The following is a 15,020-nucleotide window of genomic DNA, read 5'->3' as shown; positions in this document are numbered from 1 at the left end:
GTATGTCGCAAGGAAGTGCCGCAAGCCTCGGGTTGCAGGACGCTCCGCTGAGCAGTGCGTTCCGCCACACCTGGCAGCAGTGGTCGCATGACTGGAGCCAGTTGCCCAAGGACAGCGAGGACGAAGCGGCGCTGGTCGAAACCGTGGTCGAACTCTCGACCCAGGCTTCGCAACGGTTGTGGCGCACCGCGTTTGCCCGGGTCGGCGATTCGGCGACCGAGCAGGTCAAGGCGTTGGTGTACGCGTTTGTCGCGCTGGTCGATGAAACCCTGCTGTTCAGCCCGTGGCCGGGCCAGAGTGCCTGGCAGGAAAAGCCCCTGGAGTCGCGACTGTATTCCAGCCGTCAGGCCGGCGAGCAAGTGCCGGCGGCGATCCAGACCCTGCTCGATGAACAGCAGCCCACCACCCGCGATCTGGCCAACGTGTATTTGCAGTGTCTGATCCTCGGTTTTCACGGACGCCTGCGCGGTGAGCAGGGCCAGGTGCAGCGAGAGAAATGGCGGCGGGCGCTGTTCACGTTTGCCTGGCAGGACGAGGCCGATTACGAGGGTGTCAGCCTGCGTCTGGTACAGCCTTCGCTGGCGACACCCTTGCAGTTGCCGGTGCGCACGGCGTTGCCCGATGGCTTTCGTCTGGCGCTGGGCATTCTGGCGATGATTCTGCTGCTGACCGGGCTCGGGCAGTTTCTGTGGCGTGACATCCGTGAGGAACTGGAGCCGGTGTTGCAGGCGCCCGATACGCTGACGGCGCCGGAGCAAGACTCATGAGTACCCTGACGATCGTGGCCTGGGTGGTCGCCATCCTTCTGCTGCTGGTGATCATCGCGGTGGCGGTGTGGTGGTTGCGTACCCAGAGCGGCGCGGCGATCCGCAGTTTCTACGCTGCGGTGCGGCACATGGAACAGGAGCAGGGTGCCCACGACCGGTATCAGATGCCGTGGCTGCTGATGCTCGGCGATGAAACCCAGGGCGCGCAACTTGCCACCCAGTGGCGTTTGCAGCCGACTGATAAACCGGCGTGGTTCGGTCGCTGGTGGTCGGACTCCGAAGGCGCGGTATTGGTGGTGCCGCAGGCACTGTTTCTGCCGGAAGACGGCATGCACCTGCAACGCGGCGGCTGGTGGCGCCTGCTCGGGTTGATCCTGCGCCTGCGCAGCAAGCGTCCGCTGGACGGGGTGATCTGGACGGTGCCGGTCAGTCGGTTGAGCAATCTGGAACAGGCTACGCAACTGGGGCTGGCGGCGCGTCGGCGTTTCATCGATCTGTTGCAACGTTTTGGTCTGAGCCTGCCGGTGTACGTGGTCATCACCGGGCTGGAAGAACTCCCGGGATTTCAGGAACTGATCAGCGCCTTGCCGGACGAGGCTCGCGATCGCACCCTGGGCTGGTCGTCGCCCTATGCCCGCGATGCGGTGTGGCAGGGGCAATGGAGCGATCAGGCGCTGGATCGGCTGCACCGTTCGGTGGCGGAAGCGGTGATCGAAATCGGCACCTTGTCCGGGCATTTGAGTGCGGATCTGTACGCCTTGCCGGAACGTCTGGAAACCCTGCGCCGCGGTTTGCAGAACGTGCTTGAGCCGGTGTTTCAAGGCAATGCTCAGGGTGAGGCACCGTGTTTTCGTGGCGTTTACCTGACGGCCAATCAGCCGGCCGACGATGCGCTGGACGGCTTTTCTGCCGGTGACAGCGGTCTGCAGCAAAGTGCATTTGTCCGTCAGTTGTGGCGCCAGCGAATAGTCGGCGAACGCGGGCTGGCCCAGGGCGTGCCGCGCCTGTTGCGCTTGCGCCAGCGCTGGCAGCGAGTCACCGCCGGGGTGGCGCTGGTGGTCGGGGTGGTGTGGGCGGTGGCGATGCTCTGGGTCTGGCAGGCGTCGGTCAAGGACGCCCATGAACTGGCGCGGCTGCTGCTGGGCGCGCAGAAAAATTACGTGGCGGTCACCGACGACGAGCATCGGGTCGAGCCGACCCGGCGCAACGTGCAGAACTTCTGGCGGGTGCTGGAACGGGCGCCGCACTGGCACTACGTTTCGCTGGCCTTTCCGACGTCATGGTTTTCCTCGCTGGACGGGCGACTCGAACAGGAAGTGTTCAGGTCGACCCAGCGCCACATGCTGCAACCGCTGCACGATCTGCTGGTCGCGGAGCTCGCGAAAATCAAGGCGATCCGCGCCACCGACCGGCGCGCCAGCGTCGAAAGCGAAGACCCGGCGCAGTGGCAGAATTATCAGAAGGCCACGGATCTGGTCGAGCGGGCCTTGCGTCTGGAACAACAGAATCAGTTGTTCGCCCAGGTACAGAACAATCAGCGGACGCCGCTGGAGGATTTGGCGCAGCTGAGCAACAGCGCGCTGTCACTCAACCTCAACGCCGGCACCTTGCCCCATGCCGCCTACTACAACCGGCTGCTCGCAGCCAGTGATGGCGGCGACTTCCAGGCTCTGGATCTGAGCGTTGAACGGCCGTTGATCGTGAGTAATTTCACCGGGCTGATGGAGCGCTGGCTCGATCAGTATTTTCTGGCCGACAACTTCGTCAGCAAGGCCGGCTACCTCAAGTTGCATCTGGAACAGCTTGAAGCCGGGAGTGGCAACAGCCTCACCGAACTGGAAGACCTGCGCGCCCTGATCGACGACCTGCAAGCGGCGATCGCCCTGACCAACTCGACCTGGAGTCGCGGCAAGGGTCAGGAGCTGGTGCCGGGTTATCGCGAATTTCTCGACAAGGTGCGCAAGAGTTCATTGCTGGGCCCGCCCGTAGAGCAGCAGCTTGATGCGCAGGCCGGTAAGTTGCAGCAGAGTTTTCGCGATCAATGGATCGCCCAGGTGGGTTCGCGGGGCAATCTGCTGGTGCAGCAGGGCAGCGGGCAACTGGCGCTGCAGGATCAGGTGGTCAAGCTCAACAACGCGGTGCAGGCCCTGTTCAAGCGCGACTTTGTCTCGATTGCCCTGCGCGCCAGTCAGAACAGCGTCAATCGGCAAGGTCAGACCGTGGATGGCGATGACCTCAACGTGTCTCTGAATTATTTCGCCAGCTATAAAACTTACGTTGCCGAAGAGCTGCCGCGCATTCCGCCGGCCTATCGCGAAGCATTGCTGCAAGCGGCTGAAACCGCCGCGGCGCAGGCGATGTGGTTGAGCCTCAAGGATCACGATGACCAGACTCATGCCTACGCGGTGTTCAACGTGCAGGCGGTGCAGGCAATGAACCTGCAAAAGGCCTTTGTCGAGGTGCATCGCAGTGATCTGGCGGCGCGTCTGCAAGGGGCGTTGAACCGCCGGGCGATGGCGCAGATTGTCGGCGGGCTGGATGAAATTACCGCGCAGCCGCTGTTCGGCGGCCGTACGGAAATCAGCCAGTGGGACGGCTCGAAAAACCTCGGCCTGCAACTCTATGGCGCCAGCGATGTGCAGGATCTGAAACTGAGCCTCAAGCAGCAATTCAACACCATGCTCGGCATCACCGAGCGTCGCGCTCCGGCGCTGGAGTGGCTGAAGAACCAGCAGGGCAATCTGTCGGCGCTGGATTACGAGCGCGTGACCCAGTTCAGCGCGCTCAACGACGAATTGCTCAAGTACAAGGATTCCAACCCCGCCAGTTCACCGGCGCAGATCGAGCAACTGGTCAGCCGCGACTTCATTGAAATGGACACCGGCTCCTGCGTGCAGGTGTTGCAGACCGCCAATCTGACCGGCGGGCGTGGCACCCTGGCGATGCGTGCGGTGGAGCTGCAGCAGTCGGCCCTGCAACGCTGCCAGCTCCTGCAACAGCAACAGGCAGCCGCCGCGTGGAACGAGTTGGCCGGCTATTTCAATCAGTACCTGGCCGATCGCTTTCCTTTTGCCAACGGTGTTCAGGCTCAGGATGCCGACCCGGCGCGGGTTCAGCACTTTCTGGAAATCATCGACAAGCGCTTGCCGGTGGCTCAGGCCGGACTGGTTCTGAGCCAGACCCCGGAGCGGCTGGCGGCGGAAGATTTTCTCAACCGGGTGAAACAGGCCAGCGTCTGGCTGACGCCGCTGTTCGTGCGGGACAAGAGCGGGATTCTCGGCGTCGAACTCGACGTGCGCTGGCGCACCGATCGCGAAGAAGAGAGGGGCGCCGATCAGGTGATTGCCTGGGGCTTGCTGGCCGGTAATCAGCAGATCAGCTATCCCGCTGCCGACCAGCCGAACCTGCGCTGGATGCCCGGTCAGCCGATCCGCCTGACCCTGCGCTGGGCGCGCAACGGCAAGGAGCGTCCGGTCAACGACCCGCTGCAACCGAACCTGGTGGTGCGCGATCTGGAGGCCGGTTGGGAGTATGGCGGGCCGTGGTCGCTGCTGCGCCTGATGCGCGCGCACTTCTCGGTGCAACGTCAGCCGAGCATGGATTACACCGATTTTCCGTTGAGCCTGCGTCTGCCGGTGACCGCGCAGAATGACAGCGTCACCAGCGAATTCACCCGGATGTTCGTGCGCGTGTCTCTGATGAGCCAGGGCTCGAAACTGCCGTTGTCGATTCCGCCGTTGCCGACCCGTGCGCCGCGTTCGCCGTTCCAGGTGACCGGTACCACCGCCGCCCTTGAAGCGCAGAAGGAGGATTTGTGAGCCTGCCCTCGATCCCATTGCCTGACCTGATCGATCAGTTGCTTGCGCCCATCAGCGACGACGCGCCCTGTGGTGCGGACCTGCGCTATGAGCGCGAGTACGACCAGTTGCGCGATCTGCGCCGTGAGGACGACGCGAGTTTGCCCACCGGCGTCTGGCAGTCGACCCTGAAACGGGCCAACTGGCCGGAAGTCGAGCGGCTGACCACCCTGCTATTGCTCGAGCGCAGCAAGGACCTGATGCTCAGCGCCTGGTTGGGCGAGGCCTGGCTGCACCTGCAGGCACTCGACGGACTGCCGGGCAGTCTGGCGCTGATTGCCGGTCTGTGTGAGCGCTATCCCGAACAGTTGCACCCGCAGGCCGATGACGGTGACCAGTCGTGGCGGGCGATTCCGCTGGAGTGGCTGGTGCGTCGCTACAGTGAAGTGCTGCTGACCCGGGTGCCTTTATTTGGCACGCACAACAGCGACTTTGAGGGTTATACCCTCGAAACCTGGCGACGGATTCAGATGCAGCAGGTGCAGGCCAACGACTCCAAAGGCGCCAAGGCGTCAGCCGAAACTGCGCGCAGCGAACACAAGAAACTCATCGAACAGGTGCGGACCACGCCCATGGCCTTCTGGCTGCGCCATCAAGGCAATCTGCTGCTGAGCCTGCAACACCTGCAGCGTCTCGATGCCTGGTGCGATGCGTATCTGGGAGATCAGGGACCGGGGCTCGGGCCGTTGCAGGACACCCTTCAAGCGTTGCTGACACTGGTTCAGGAGTTTATCGCCATGCACCCACAACAACCGCTGTCGGCACCACCGCCTGCGCCGGTCGCGGTTTCGCCGGTTGAAGCGTCGGTCACGGCCTCAGTCGAAACCGCGCCAGTGCCGCGCGAACCCGCCAGTCGCGAAGAGGCTTATCGGCAATTGCTGTTGATCGCCGAGTACCTGGCCCGCACCGAACCCCATAGCCCGGTGCCGTATCTGATCCGGCGCGGGGTCGAGTGGGGCAACAAACCGTTGAGCGAGCTGCTCGGCGAGTTGATTTCGGCAGACGCCGAATCCCGGCGTCTGTGGACCTTGCTCGGCGTGCTTTAGTGCACGCGCTGGTTGTTGAGTTTCGGCGGTAGCTGGAGCGGCGTCAGTACCGGTTGCCCGGAGAAGAACGCCATCAGATTCTTGCCCACCAGCTCAACGGTGCCTTGGGTGGCTTCCGGTGACAACCCGGCGACGTGAGGGGTAAGAAGCACGTTGCTGAGGTTTTTCAGCGCATCGGGCACTTGTGGCTCGTGATCGAACACATCCAGCGCTGCGCCGGCGATTCGACGTTGTTCCAGTGCGGTGATCAAGTCGGCAGTGGCGATCACGCTGGCACGGGCAATGTTGACGATGAAACCATTGGGCCCCAGGGCATCAAGCACCGGGCGGGTCACCAGATGCTGGCTGCCGATGCCGCCGGGCGTGGCAACCACCAGAAAGTCCGAGGCCCGGGCCAGTTCGGTCGGGGTCGAGCAGAACGCGTAAGGCACGTCGCTGCGCACCTGACGGTTGTGGTAGCTGATCTCCATGTCGAAGCCCAGGCCCGCGCGTTTGGCAATCGCCATCCCCACCGCACCCAGCCCGAGAATCCCCAGGCGCTTGCCGGCCAGCGACGGGCGCATGATTTTCGGCCACTCGCCCCGACGCACCGCCGCATCGCAGCGCGGAATGTCCCGCACCAGCGCCAGCAGCATGGCCATGGCGTGGTCGGCCACCGACGAAGCGTTGACGCCGGCGCCGTTGGTCACGATCAGACCCCGGTCGCTGGCGGCCTGCAGGTCGACCTGCTCGTAACCGGCGCCGATCACGCAGATGATTTTCAGCGCGGGCAATGCGGCGATCTCTTCAGCATATAAACCCAGCGGGCCGCGGGTCAGCACCGCGTCAATCCGCGCCCCGTGGGTGGCGATGGCTTGCGCGCGTTCGGCAGGGGTCGGTGCAAGAATCAGGTGAAAACCCTGATGTTCGAGAATCGGCAAATAGTCATTGATGGTTTCAACCAGTACCAGAACGGTGGCGGGCATTGCTCGGCTCCTGTGATCGTCGGTCTTCGGGCGCAAAAGTCGGTTCAGAGTGCTGACTCCAGAGCGGTTTGGCAATGGCTGGCGCGGCCCCGCATCAGGCAGTGTAGGAGCTGATGCGGGGAGCGCGCGGGTGCTTCGTCAGAAGGTGAGGCCGGCGCCCGTGGTCACAGGATCAGGTCACATACTGGGCGATGCCGTTGCCGAACGACCAATTCTCTTTTTTCACCTCCACCAGATTGATGAACACATCCTCCTGACGCACGGCCAGTTGCTGGTTCAGGTTGCGCGCGATGGTCTGGAACAGCCGTTGTTTCATCTCGACGGTGCGGCCTTCGCTGATGGTCAGCTGGATGAACACGATGCCGTCGCTGCGCTGGATCCCCAGGTATTGCGGGTCATAGACGAAGTGCTGGTCGTCGTGCTCGGCCAGCACCTGAAAGTTGTCGTGTTCCGGCACATTGATCTCGCTGCGCAGGGCGGCGTAGATCACTTCGCCAATGCGTTTGGCGAACGTCGGGTCCGGGTTCTTCTTGATGTCGACGCGGACGAGGGGCATGGGATGGCTCCACAGGCGAGGGGGACTGGACGGGAATGTCAGTCAATTCGCCATTGGGTATAGCCGAAAAATGCCGGTCAGTGAGGTTGTTTAAAAACGTTAGGAAATGGACGCACCGTCCTGCGGGATTTACGGATGTTGCCTACGAGTGCTGCCGGATTCATCCGCTATACGGCGGGGTGAGAAGCGCGGAACCATAGAGAGCATGACGTGATGCGCTCTTCAGGACGGAGCGGCAACCCGGACGGAAATTGCCATCAGCCAAGGAAGGCCAATGTTTCATAACGATCGTGAAAGTCTGGAACTCGACAGGTTGGAACATGAGTCACGAAAGCTCGTGGCTGAAAGACAAAAGCTGCTGGCGGAGGAAAAGAAGCTGAGGTGGGAGGCAAACTTGTATCCAGTCGCGGTATTTGGTGGGGTGTTGACTGCATTCACTGCAGTAGCAGGATTTTTTTTCAAATTTTGAGTGTTCGCCTTTCAAAACAGTCAGGCCCAGGGAACCCAGAGGAAGATCAGCATGAGTACATATGACCGCAAGGCCAGAATGGAACGCTCAGAGCGAGAGCACGATGAGTGGGTCGAAAGAATGCGCATCAAACACAAAGGTGAAATGCTTCCGATGTTGGGGTTATTTGGCTTCGGCATCTTCTGCATGTCCCTTGGCTTCATATTGGCCCGATTGATCTGATCGGGCTTTCCCATGGCTCATTCGGCGCCTGCGCATGCCATAAAACGACATTTGGCGTATCTTGTGCCGACAGTCTTTTTCCCAAAAGCGACAAGCCTCCGATCTGCTCCGCACAACCATTCCTCAGCTAAGTCTTTGCTTCTGCTCATTTATCGCGGAGAATCGCGCCCCTGTTTCGGCCGGAGCATGTCTGTCGGTTTTTTCCGACGCGTCCTGACCGAGTGGCAAGTGACCGGAATGCGGAGATCCGACCGGATGAATGATCAGGCCAATAGCGTCGAACAACGCTTTGAGGCGGCAGCACCAGCCGAACTGTCGAGCTGGAATCGCCATGACACTACCTGGATGTTGGGACTGTTTGGGACGGCCATCGGCGCCGGTACCCTGTTTTTGCCGATCAACGCAGGTCTGGGTGGCTTCTGGCCGCTGGTGATCCTCGCGCTGCTGGCGTTCCCGATGACGTTCTACGCACACCGCGGTCTGACCCGCTTCGTGCTCTCCGGTCGCGAAGGCGCCGACATCACCGACGTGGTGGAACAGCATTTCGGCATCAAGGCCGGCGCGCTGATCACCCTGCTGTACTTCTTCGCGATCTTCCCGATCCTGCTGATCTACAGCGTCGGCCTGACCAACACGGTCGCCAGTTTCCTCGAACACCAACTGCACATCACGCCGCCACCGCGTGCGCTGCTGTCGTTCGTGCTGATCCTCGGCCTGCTGGCCGTGGTGCGCTGCGGCGAGCAAGTGATCGTCAAGGCCATGAGCCTGATGGTGTATCCGTTCATCGTCGCGCTGCTGTTCCTGGCGGTGTACCTGATTCCGCACTGGAACGGCGGCATCCTGACCACCGCTTCGCAAGTGCCGGCACCGTCCGCGCTGCTGCACACGTTGTGGCTGGCGATTCCGGTGATGGTGTTCTCGTTCAACCACTCGCCGATCATCTCGGCGTTTGCTGTGGACCAGAAGCGTCGTTACGGCATTCACGCGGATGAGCGCAGCTCGCAGATCCTGTCTCGCGCGCACCTGCTGATGGTGGTGATGGTGCTGTTCTTCGTGTTCAGCTGCGTGCTGACCCTGTCGCCGGAGCAACTGGCCGAAGCCAAGGCGCAGAACCTGTCGATCCTGTCGTACCTGGCCAACCATTTCAGCAACCCGACCATCGCGTTCGCGGCACCGCTGATTGCGTTTGTGGCGATTTCCAAGTCGTTCCTCGGCCACTACATCGGTGCCAGCGAAGGCCTGAAGGGCTTGATCGTCAAGAGCGGCAAGCGTCCGGGCGCCAAGGCGCTGGACCGCATCGTGGCGGCGTTCATGCTGGTGGTGTGCTGGATCGTGGCGACCCTGAACCCGAGCATCCTCGGCATGATTGAAACCATCGGTGGCCCGGTCATCGCGGCGATCCTGTTCCTGATGCCGATGTACGCGATCCGCAAAGTGCCGGCGATGGCCCGTTATCGTGGGCAGATGTCGAACGTGTTTGTCACCGCAGTGGGTCTGGTGGCGATTTCGGCGTTGATCTATTCGCTGACGGCTTGAGGTTCAACACCAGATCCCGATTGATCTTGTGAAACACAAAGGCCGATCTGCCTCGCGGGTCGGCCTTTTTTGTGCCTGCGATCTTCGCGGGCAGGTTCGCTCCCAAGATGATCGTTCCCACGCTCTGCGTGGGAACGCAGCCAAGGACGCTCTGCGTCCTGAACCGTAACGCAGAGCGTCACAAGAGGCATTCCCACGCAGAGCGTGGGAACGATCAGCGCCAGCCGTTCAGCAGGCATAAAAAAACGCCGCTCATCTCGCGATGGGCGGCGTTTTTCATTGCGTTGCAGCGTTAGGCTTGAACGACCGGGATCTTGGCGTTCGCAGCAGCTTCACGGAACTCGGCAATCTGGTCGAAGGACAGGTAGCGGTAAACGTCGGCCGCCATGCTGTCGATCTTGCCAGCGTATTCCATGTACTCCTCGACGGTCGGCAGGCGACCCAGGATCGAAGCGACGGACGCAAGCTCAGCCGAAGCCAGGTAGACGTTCGCGCCGTCGCCCAGACGGTTCGGGAAGTTACGGGTCGAGGTCGACACCACGGTGCTGTTCGGCTCAACGCGTGCCTGGTTACCCATGCACAGCGAGCAGCCTGGCATTTCCATGCGGGCGCCGGCCTTGCCGTAGATGCCGTAGTAGCCTTCTTCGGTCAGTTGGTGAGCGTCCATCTTGGTCGGCGGCGACAGCCACAGACGGGTTGGCAGCTGACCCTTGACCTGATCCAGCAGTTTACCGGCAGCGCGGAAGTGACCGATGTTGGTCATGCACGAACCGATGAACACTTCGTCGATTTTCTCGCCAGCAACGCTGGACAGCAGACGGGCGTCGTCCGGGTCGTTCGGCGCGCACAGTACAGGCTCGCTGATATCGGCCAGATCGATTTCGATGACTTCGGCGTACTCGGCGTCGGCATCGGCTTCCATCAACTGCGGGTTGGCGATCCAGGCTTCCATCGCTTGAGCACGACGCTCCAGGGTACGCGCATCGCCGTAGCCTTCGCCGATCATCCAGCGCAGCAGGGTGATGTTGGACTGCAGGTACTCGGTGATCGACTCTTTCGACAGCTTGATGGTGCAACCGGCAGCCGAACGTTCGGCCGAGGCGTCGGACAGTTCGAACGCCTGTTCCAGGGTCAGACCTTCCAGGCCTTCGATTTCCAGGATGCGGCCGGAGAAGGCGTTTTTCTTGCCTTTCTTCTCGACGGTCAGCAGACCGTTCTGGATGGCGAAGTAAGGAATGGCATGAACCAGGTCACGCAGGGTGATGCCAGGTTTCATTTTGCCTTTGAAGCGCACCAGGATCGATTCCGGCATGTCCAGCGGCATGACGCCGGTGGCAGCGGCGAACGCGACCAGGCCGGAACCGGCCGGGAACGAGATGCCCATCGGGAAACGGGTGTGCGAGTCACCACCGGTACCGACGGTGTCCGGCAGCAGCATGCGGTTCAGCCACGAGTGGATGATGCCGTCGCCCGGACGCAGGGAAACACCGCCGCGGGTCATGATGAAGTCAGGCAGGGTGTGGTGGGTGGTCACGTCGATCGGCTTTGGATAGGCCGCGGTGTGGCAGAAGGACTGCATCACCAGATCAGCGGAGAAGCCCAGGCACGCCAGGTCTTTCAGTTCGTCACGGGTCATTGGACCGGTGGTGTCCTGAGAACCTACGGTGGTCATCTTCGGTTCGCAGTAGGTGCCAGGACGAACGCCTTTGCCTTCTGCCAGACCGCAAGCCTTGCCGACCATTTTCTGCGCCAGGGTGAAGCCCTTGGTGCTTTCAGCCGGTGCTTCCGGCTTCTTGAACAGGTCGAACGCTGGCAGACCCAGTTCGGCGCGAGCCTTCTCGGTCAGGCCACGGCCGATGATCAGCGGGATACGGCCGCCGGCGCGGACTTCGTCCAGCAGGACCGGGGTTTTCATTTCGAAGGTGGTGATGACTTCGTCGGTACCGTGCTTGCAGACTTTGCCTGCGTGCGGGTACAGGTCGATCACGTCGCCCATGTTCATGTTCGATACGTCGAACTCGATTGGCAGTGCGCCGGCATCTTCCATGGTGTTGTAGAAGATCGGGGCAATTTTGCTGCCGAAGCAGAAACCGCCAGCGCGCTTGTTCGGCACGTAAGGGATGTCGTCGCCGAAGAACCACAGAACCGAGTTGGTCGCCGATTTACGCGAGGAACCGGTACCGACCACGTCACCGACGTAGGCGATAGGGAAGCCCTGGCCGCGCATTTCTTCGATCTGCTTCATCGGGCCGGTCTTGCCTTGCTCGTCCGGAACGATGCCGTCACGGGCCATTTTCAGCATGGCCAGGGCGTGCAGCGGGATGTCTGGACGCGACCAGGCGTCAGGAGCAGGGGACAGGTCGTCGGTGTTGGTTTCGCCAGTCACCTTGAAGACGCGCAGGCTGATCTTGTCGGCCAGCACCGGACGCTTCTTGAACCACTCGCCGTCAGCCCAGGATTGCAGCACGGCCTTGGCGTGAACGTTGCCGTTCTTGGCCTTTTCAGCCACGTCGTGGAAAGCATCGAACATCAGCAGGGTGTGCTTGAGTTCCTCGGCGGCCACTGGCGCCAGCTCGGCGTTGTCCAGCAGTTCAACCAGGGTCACGATGTTGTAGCCGCCCTGCATGGTGCCGAGCAGTTCTACAGCGCGCTTCTTGTCCAGCAGAGGGGAGGAGACTTCGCCCTTGGCCAGTGCGGAGAGGAAACCGGCCTTGACGTAGGCGGCTTCGTCCACTCCTGGTGGTACGCGATTGGTGATCAGGTCAACGAGGAAAGCTTCTTCGCCAGCCGGAGGATTCTTCAGCAGCTCGACCAGGCCTGCAGTTTGTTCGGCGTTAAGCGGCTGGGGAACGATACCCAGGGCTGCACGCTCTTCGATATGTTTGCGGTAGGCTTCAAGCACAGTTATTACCCTCATCAGTGGTCCCAAATGGGTGTCCGGGACGCTCATCCCGAAATTGCCGTACTCATGCTCCTCACGACGTTGTGGGTCGTTCGGCCAGAATTACCGGCAATTCCTTACAGAAGCTGCTTTCAAAGTTTTACGCCTGCAGAACGGGGAGCTGATGAGGGTTGGCGTATGGTTTTTCCCCGCTGGAAAAACCTTCCGCCAACACCGCTCTGAAGGAACGACTGTGCTCGTGACGCTTTGAAAACAGCTTCTAACGGACATTGGCGCCTAAAAAGGCTGGCTGATTCTACGGCAAAAAAAATTTAAAGGTAAGTCGCGCTCTATTGGACTTTGGTTGCGTTGTGCACGGTTGGGGCAAACCCTGATCCGGCGCTTGCCCCTGACGTTTGAGGGGTGATGAATGGCGGACAAAGGGCTAACATGCCGACCTGTTCCGCGTTTCAAGTGTTTTGCCCACTCTATGCCCAATCAGACCATCAAGACCCCCTGCGTCGGCCTCTGCTCCACCGTTTACGGTGATCTGGTGTGCCGTGGCTGCAAGCGTTTCCACCACGAAGTGATCCATTGGAACGGTTACAACGAGGAGGAAAAGCGCGCGGTCTGGCTGCGTCTTGAGCAATTGCTGTCACAAGTGATGGCGAGCAAGGTCGAGGTCTTCGATCCGGCGCGCCTGCGTCTGCAGCTGGAACAGCGCAAGATCCGCTTCGTGCCGCATCAGTCGGAATATTGCTGGGCGTATCAGCTGATCGCCCGGGGCGCGCGGGTGATCATTAATCTGGAAGCCTACGGCATGGTGCTGCTGCCGGAGTTTCGCGACTGGAACCTGCCGGAACTGCGCGATGCCATTGATCGGGAATTTTTCCTGCTGTCGGAAGCGCACTATCAGCGCTACATCGCGCCCGGTTTTCTTAAGGATGCGCTCGGCGACTGAGGTTGGCTTGCGGCCAGGGAGATTGCTCCCTGGCCGCAAAGGTCAATGCTTGACCGCCAACTCCACCAGATGGTCTTCAACCTCCTGAGGCTTGAGCACCAGCACGTCGCTTTCCAGCTGATCCAGCACCTGTTCGGCGGTATTGCCAATTAACGCACCGGATACCCCGCTGCGCGCCACGGTGCCGATCACCGTCACCGCCGCCTGCAGCTTGTGCGCCATGAACGGAATCAGCACATCGGCCGGGCCTTCCTCGACGTGCAGGTGAGCGTCATCGATGTCGAATTCAGCCTGAAACGCCCGGCATTGCTCGCGATAGCGCGCCTCGATGGTTTCCTTGAGCTGGAACGTCGGGTCGGCCGCCGACAGCATCGGCGACGGATGGGCGGTGATCACGTGCAGATGCCCCTTGGCCAGGCTGGCGATGTCGAAGCCGTGGTCGATGATCGTGGTGTGCAGATGACGGTGTTCGCCGTCGGCATTGCCCACGTCGACCGCCGCAAGAATCACCTTGTCCTTCCACGAACCGGCGGTTTTCACCAGCAGCACGGGAGTAGGGCAATGGCGCAGCAGTTTCCAGTCCGCCGGGGTCAGCAGGGCCTTCTTCAGCGAGCTGTCGGGGAAATGCTGTTTGATCACCAGCCCGCAACCTTCGGCCTGCTGCACGTCGATGATGGTTTCGTGCAGGCTCTCGTTCCACGCCTGTTCGGTGGTGACGCTGTAGCCGTCCGCCAGCAGCGCGGCCTTGAGCACGCTGAGCATGCCGGCGTGATCGTGCTTCTTGTCGCAGACCAGCAGGTGCAGATGGGCCTGGGTCACCCCGGCGATCAGCTTGGCGCGCTTGAGCGCCAGGCTTTCCGCGTGTTCGGGTTCGATAACCACCAGAATGCTGCGAATGGCTTGCATAGCGGAGTCTCCAGCAATGAAAAGGCACGGCGTTGCACAACTATAGTTGCTGCTGCCGTGCCTGCGACTTGATGCATATCAACGCCGGCCGCTGGTGGTCTACGGGCAGGCCGGTATAATCGGCGCCCTTCGCTCGAACACCTTTTGACCGTGAGCCCCATGATCCTTCCCGAAATCCACGACTTCCTTGGTTGCCGCACGCCTGACGCCTGGGTTGAAGCCGCGCTGGCCGATCAGGAAACCCTGCTGATCGACCACAAGAACTGCGAGTTCAAGGCCGCCAGCACCGCCTTGAGCCTGATCGCCAAGTACCATTCCCATGTCGATCTGATCAACATGATGTCGCGTCTGGCCCGGGAAGAGCTGGTGCACCACGAGCAGGTGATGCGCATTATGAAGCGACGCAAGATCGAACTGCGCCAGCTGCATGCCGGCCGTTATGCCTCGAGCCTGCGCAAAGTGGTGCGCAGCCATGAACCGGTGAAACTGGTCGACACCCTGGTGGTCGGCGCCTTTATCGAAGCGCGCAGTTGCGAGCGGTTCGAAGCGCTGGTGCCGCACCTGGACGAAGAACTCGGCAAGTTCTACTTCGGCCTGCTGAAAAGCGAGGCCCGGCATTTTCAGGGTTACCTGAAACTGGCCTATCAGTACGGCGACGCCAAGGACATCGCCCAAGTGATCGAGAGAGTCCGCGCCGCCGAGCGGGACCTGATCGAATCGCCGGACGAGGAATTCCGTTTCCACAGCGGCGTACCTGTCGCGGCATGAATTGTTAAAAACTCTTAAGAGTATGAAACATCAACGAAAACCGGCCCCAGAGGCCGGTTTTTGCTGCCTGCGATAAACGACTCGCC

Annotated in this window: 12 protein-coding genes; 8 read left to right on the top strand and 4 right to left on the bottom strand. The window is 61.3% G+C overall.

Annotated elements, in window-relative coordinates; all coding sequences use genetic code 11:
- Positions 1–2 precede the first annotated feature (2 nt).
- The 3 genes from AC07Y2_RS09725 to tssA are packed head-to-tail and all read left to right on the top strand — an operon-like array spanning position 3 to position 5,670.
- Positions 3–767: a DotU/TssL family secretion system protein gene (locus AC07Y2_RS09725; protein ID WP_103385967.1), complete on the top strand. Its 765-nt coding sequence runs from the start codon at positions 3–5 to the stop codon at positions 765–767.
- Positions 764–4,585 (top strand): type VI secretion system protein, encoded by a 3,822-nt coding sequence (locus tag AC07Y2_RS09720; RefSeq protein ID WP_103385968.1) that lies wholly within the window; start codon positions 764–766, stop codon positions 4,583–4,585. Before AC07Y2_RS09725 ends, AC07Y2_RS09720 begins: the two co-directional genes overlap by 4 nt.
- Entirely contained in the window at positions 4,582–5,670 is a 1,089-nt protein-coding gene (gene tssA / locus AC07Y2_RS09715) for a type VI secretion system protein TssA (protein ID WP_039767153.1), read from the top strand. Before AC07Y2_RS09720 ends, tssA begins: the two co-directional genes overlap by 4 nt.
- Here the strand turns inward: tssA and AC07Y2_RS09710 are convergent.
- Both AC07Y2_RS09710 and AC07Y2_RS09705 read right to left on the bottom strand, forming a co-directional pair.
- Complete coding sequence (locus AC07Y2_RS09710) at positions 5,667–6,635, bottom strand: 2-hydroxyacid dehydrogenase (protein ID WP_039767151.1); 969 nt, start codon at positions 6,633–6,635, stop codon at positions 5,667–5,669. The two genes, tssA and AC07Y2_RS09710, sit on opposite strands and share 4 nt — an antisense overlap.
- A gap of 172 nt (positions 6,636–6,807) precedes the next feature.
- Entirely contained in the window at positions 6,808–7,191 is a 384-nt protein-coding gene (locus AC07Y2_RS09705; RefSeq protein WP_007958838.1) for a tautomerase family protein, read from the bottom strand.
- Positions 7,192–7,465: 274 nt separating this feature from the next.
- On the opposite strand from AC07Y2_RS09705, the gene AC07Y2_RS09700 reads away from it, so the two are divergent.
- The 3 genes from AC07Y2_RS09700 to AC07Y2_RS09690 all read left to right on the top strand — a co-directional run bounded on the left by AC07Y2_RS09700 (position 7,466) and on the right by AC07Y2_RS09690 (position 9,418).
- Positions 7,466–7,660: a hypothetical protein gene (locus AC07Y2_RS09700; RefSeq protein ID WP_085667572.1), complete on the top strand. Its 195-nt coding sequence runs from the start codon at positions 7,466–7,468 to the stop codon at positions 7,658–7,660.
- A 51-nt stretch (positions 7,661–7,711) separates the two neighbouring features.
- The gene (locus AC07Y2_RS09695; RefSeq protein ID WP_166742324.1) at positions 7,712–7,882 is read left to right on the top strand and encodes a hypothetical protein; all 171 of its coding nucleotides are present in this window, start codon (positions 7,712–7,714) and stop codon (positions 7,880–7,882) included.
- A 255-nt stretch (positions 7,883–8,137) separates the two neighbouring features.
- Complete coding sequence (locus AC07Y2_RS09690; protein ID WP_064597506.1) at positions 8,138–9,418, top strand: HAAAP family serine/threonine permease; 1,281 nt, start codon at positions 8,138–8,140, stop codon at positions 9,416–9,418.
- Positions 9,419–9,710: 292 nt separating this feature from the next.
- Here AC07Y2_RS09690 and acnB read toward each other — a convergent pair whose 3' ends face one another.
- Positions 9,711–12,320 (bottom strand): bifunctional aconitate hydratase 2/2-methylisocitrate dehydratase, encoded by a 2,610-nt coding sequence (gene acnB, locus AC07Y2_RS09685; RefSeq protein WP_039767143.1) that lies wholly within the window; start codon positions 12,318–12,320, stop codon positions 9,711–9,713.
- Between the two features lie 469 nt (positions 12,321–12,789).
- Here acnB and AC07Y2_RS09680 point away from each other — a divergent pair, with 469 nt between their 5' ends.
- Positions 12,790–13,260 (top strand): DUF1289 domain-containing protein, encoded by a 471-nt coding sequence (locus AC07Y2_RS09680; protein WP_039767141.1) that lies wholly within the window; start codon positions 12,790–12,792, stop codon positions 13,258–13,260.
- A 42-nt stretch (positions 13,261–13,302) separates the two neighbouring features.
- Here AC07Y2_RS09680 and AC07Y2_RS09675 read toward each other — a convergent pair whose 3' ends face one another.
- The gene (locus AC07Y2_RS09675) at positions 13,303–14,166 is read right to left on the bottom strand and encodes a universal stress protein (protein ID WP_007958823.1); all 864 of its coding nucleotides are present in this window, start codon (positions 14,164–14,166) and stop codon (positions 13,303–13,305) included.
- A 159-nt stretch (positions 14,167–14,325) separates the two neighbouring features.
- Between AC07Y2_RS09675 and AC07Y2_RS09670 the strand changes: the two genes are divergently transcribed.
- Positions 14,326–14,934, top strand: coding sequence for a MiaE family protein (locus tag AC07Y2_RS09670; protein WP_103385969.1), 609 nt, complete (start codon positions 14,326–14,328; stop codon positions 14,932–14,934).
- Positions 14,935–15,020: the final 86 nt, after the last annotated feature.

It is taken from the genome of Pseudomonas sp. GW456-12-1-14-TSB6 (genome assembly GCF_059424205.1).
This window is presented reverse-complemented; position numbering and strand designations above follow the sequence as displayed.

Excerpts from the sequence above, each read along its gene's own strand:
- AC07Y2_RS09725 (WP_103385967.1), top strand. The coding sequence starts at position 3 with ATGTCGCAAGGAAGTGCCGCAAGCCTCGGGTTGCAGGACGCTCCGCTG.
- AC07Y2_RS09720 (WP_103385968.1), top strand. The coding sequence starts at position 764 with ATGAGTACCCTGACGATCGTGGCCTGGGTGGTCGCCATCCTTCTGCTG.
- AC07Y2_RS09710 (WP_039767151.1), bottom strand. The coding sequence starts at position 6,635 with ATGCCCGCCACCGTTCTGGTACTGGTTGAAACCATCAATGACTATTTG.
- AC07Y2_RS09705 (WP_007958838.1), bottom strand. The coding sequence starts at position 7,191 with ATGCCCCTCGTCCGCGTCGACATCAAGAAGAACCCGGACCCGACGTTC.
- AC07Y2_RS09700 (WP_085667572.1), top strand. The coding sequence starts at position 7,466 with ATGTTTCATAACGATCGTGAAAGTCTGGAACTCGACAGGTTGGAACAT.
- AC07Y2_RS09695 (WP_166742324.1), top strand. The coding sequence starts at position 7,712 with ATGAGTACATATGACCGCAAGGCCAGAATGGAACGCTCAGAGCGAGAG.
- AC07Y2_RS09690 (WP_064597506.1), top strand. The coding sequence starts at position 8,138 with ATGAATGATCAGGCCAATAGCGTCGAACAACGCTTTGAGGCGGCAGCA.
- AC07Y2_RS09680 (WP_039767141.1), top strand. The coding sequence starts at position 12,790 with ATGCCCAATCAGACCATCAAGACCCCCTGCGTCGGCCTCTGCTCCACC.
- AC07Y2_RS09675 (WP_007958823.1), bottom strand. The coding sequence starts at position 14,166 with ATGCAAGCCATTCGCAGCATTCTGGTGGTTATCGAACCCGAACACGCG.
- AC07Y2_RS09670 (WP_103385969.1), top strand. The coding sequence starts at position 14,326 with ATGATCCTTCCCGAAATCCACGACTTCCTTGGTTGCCGCACGCCTGAC.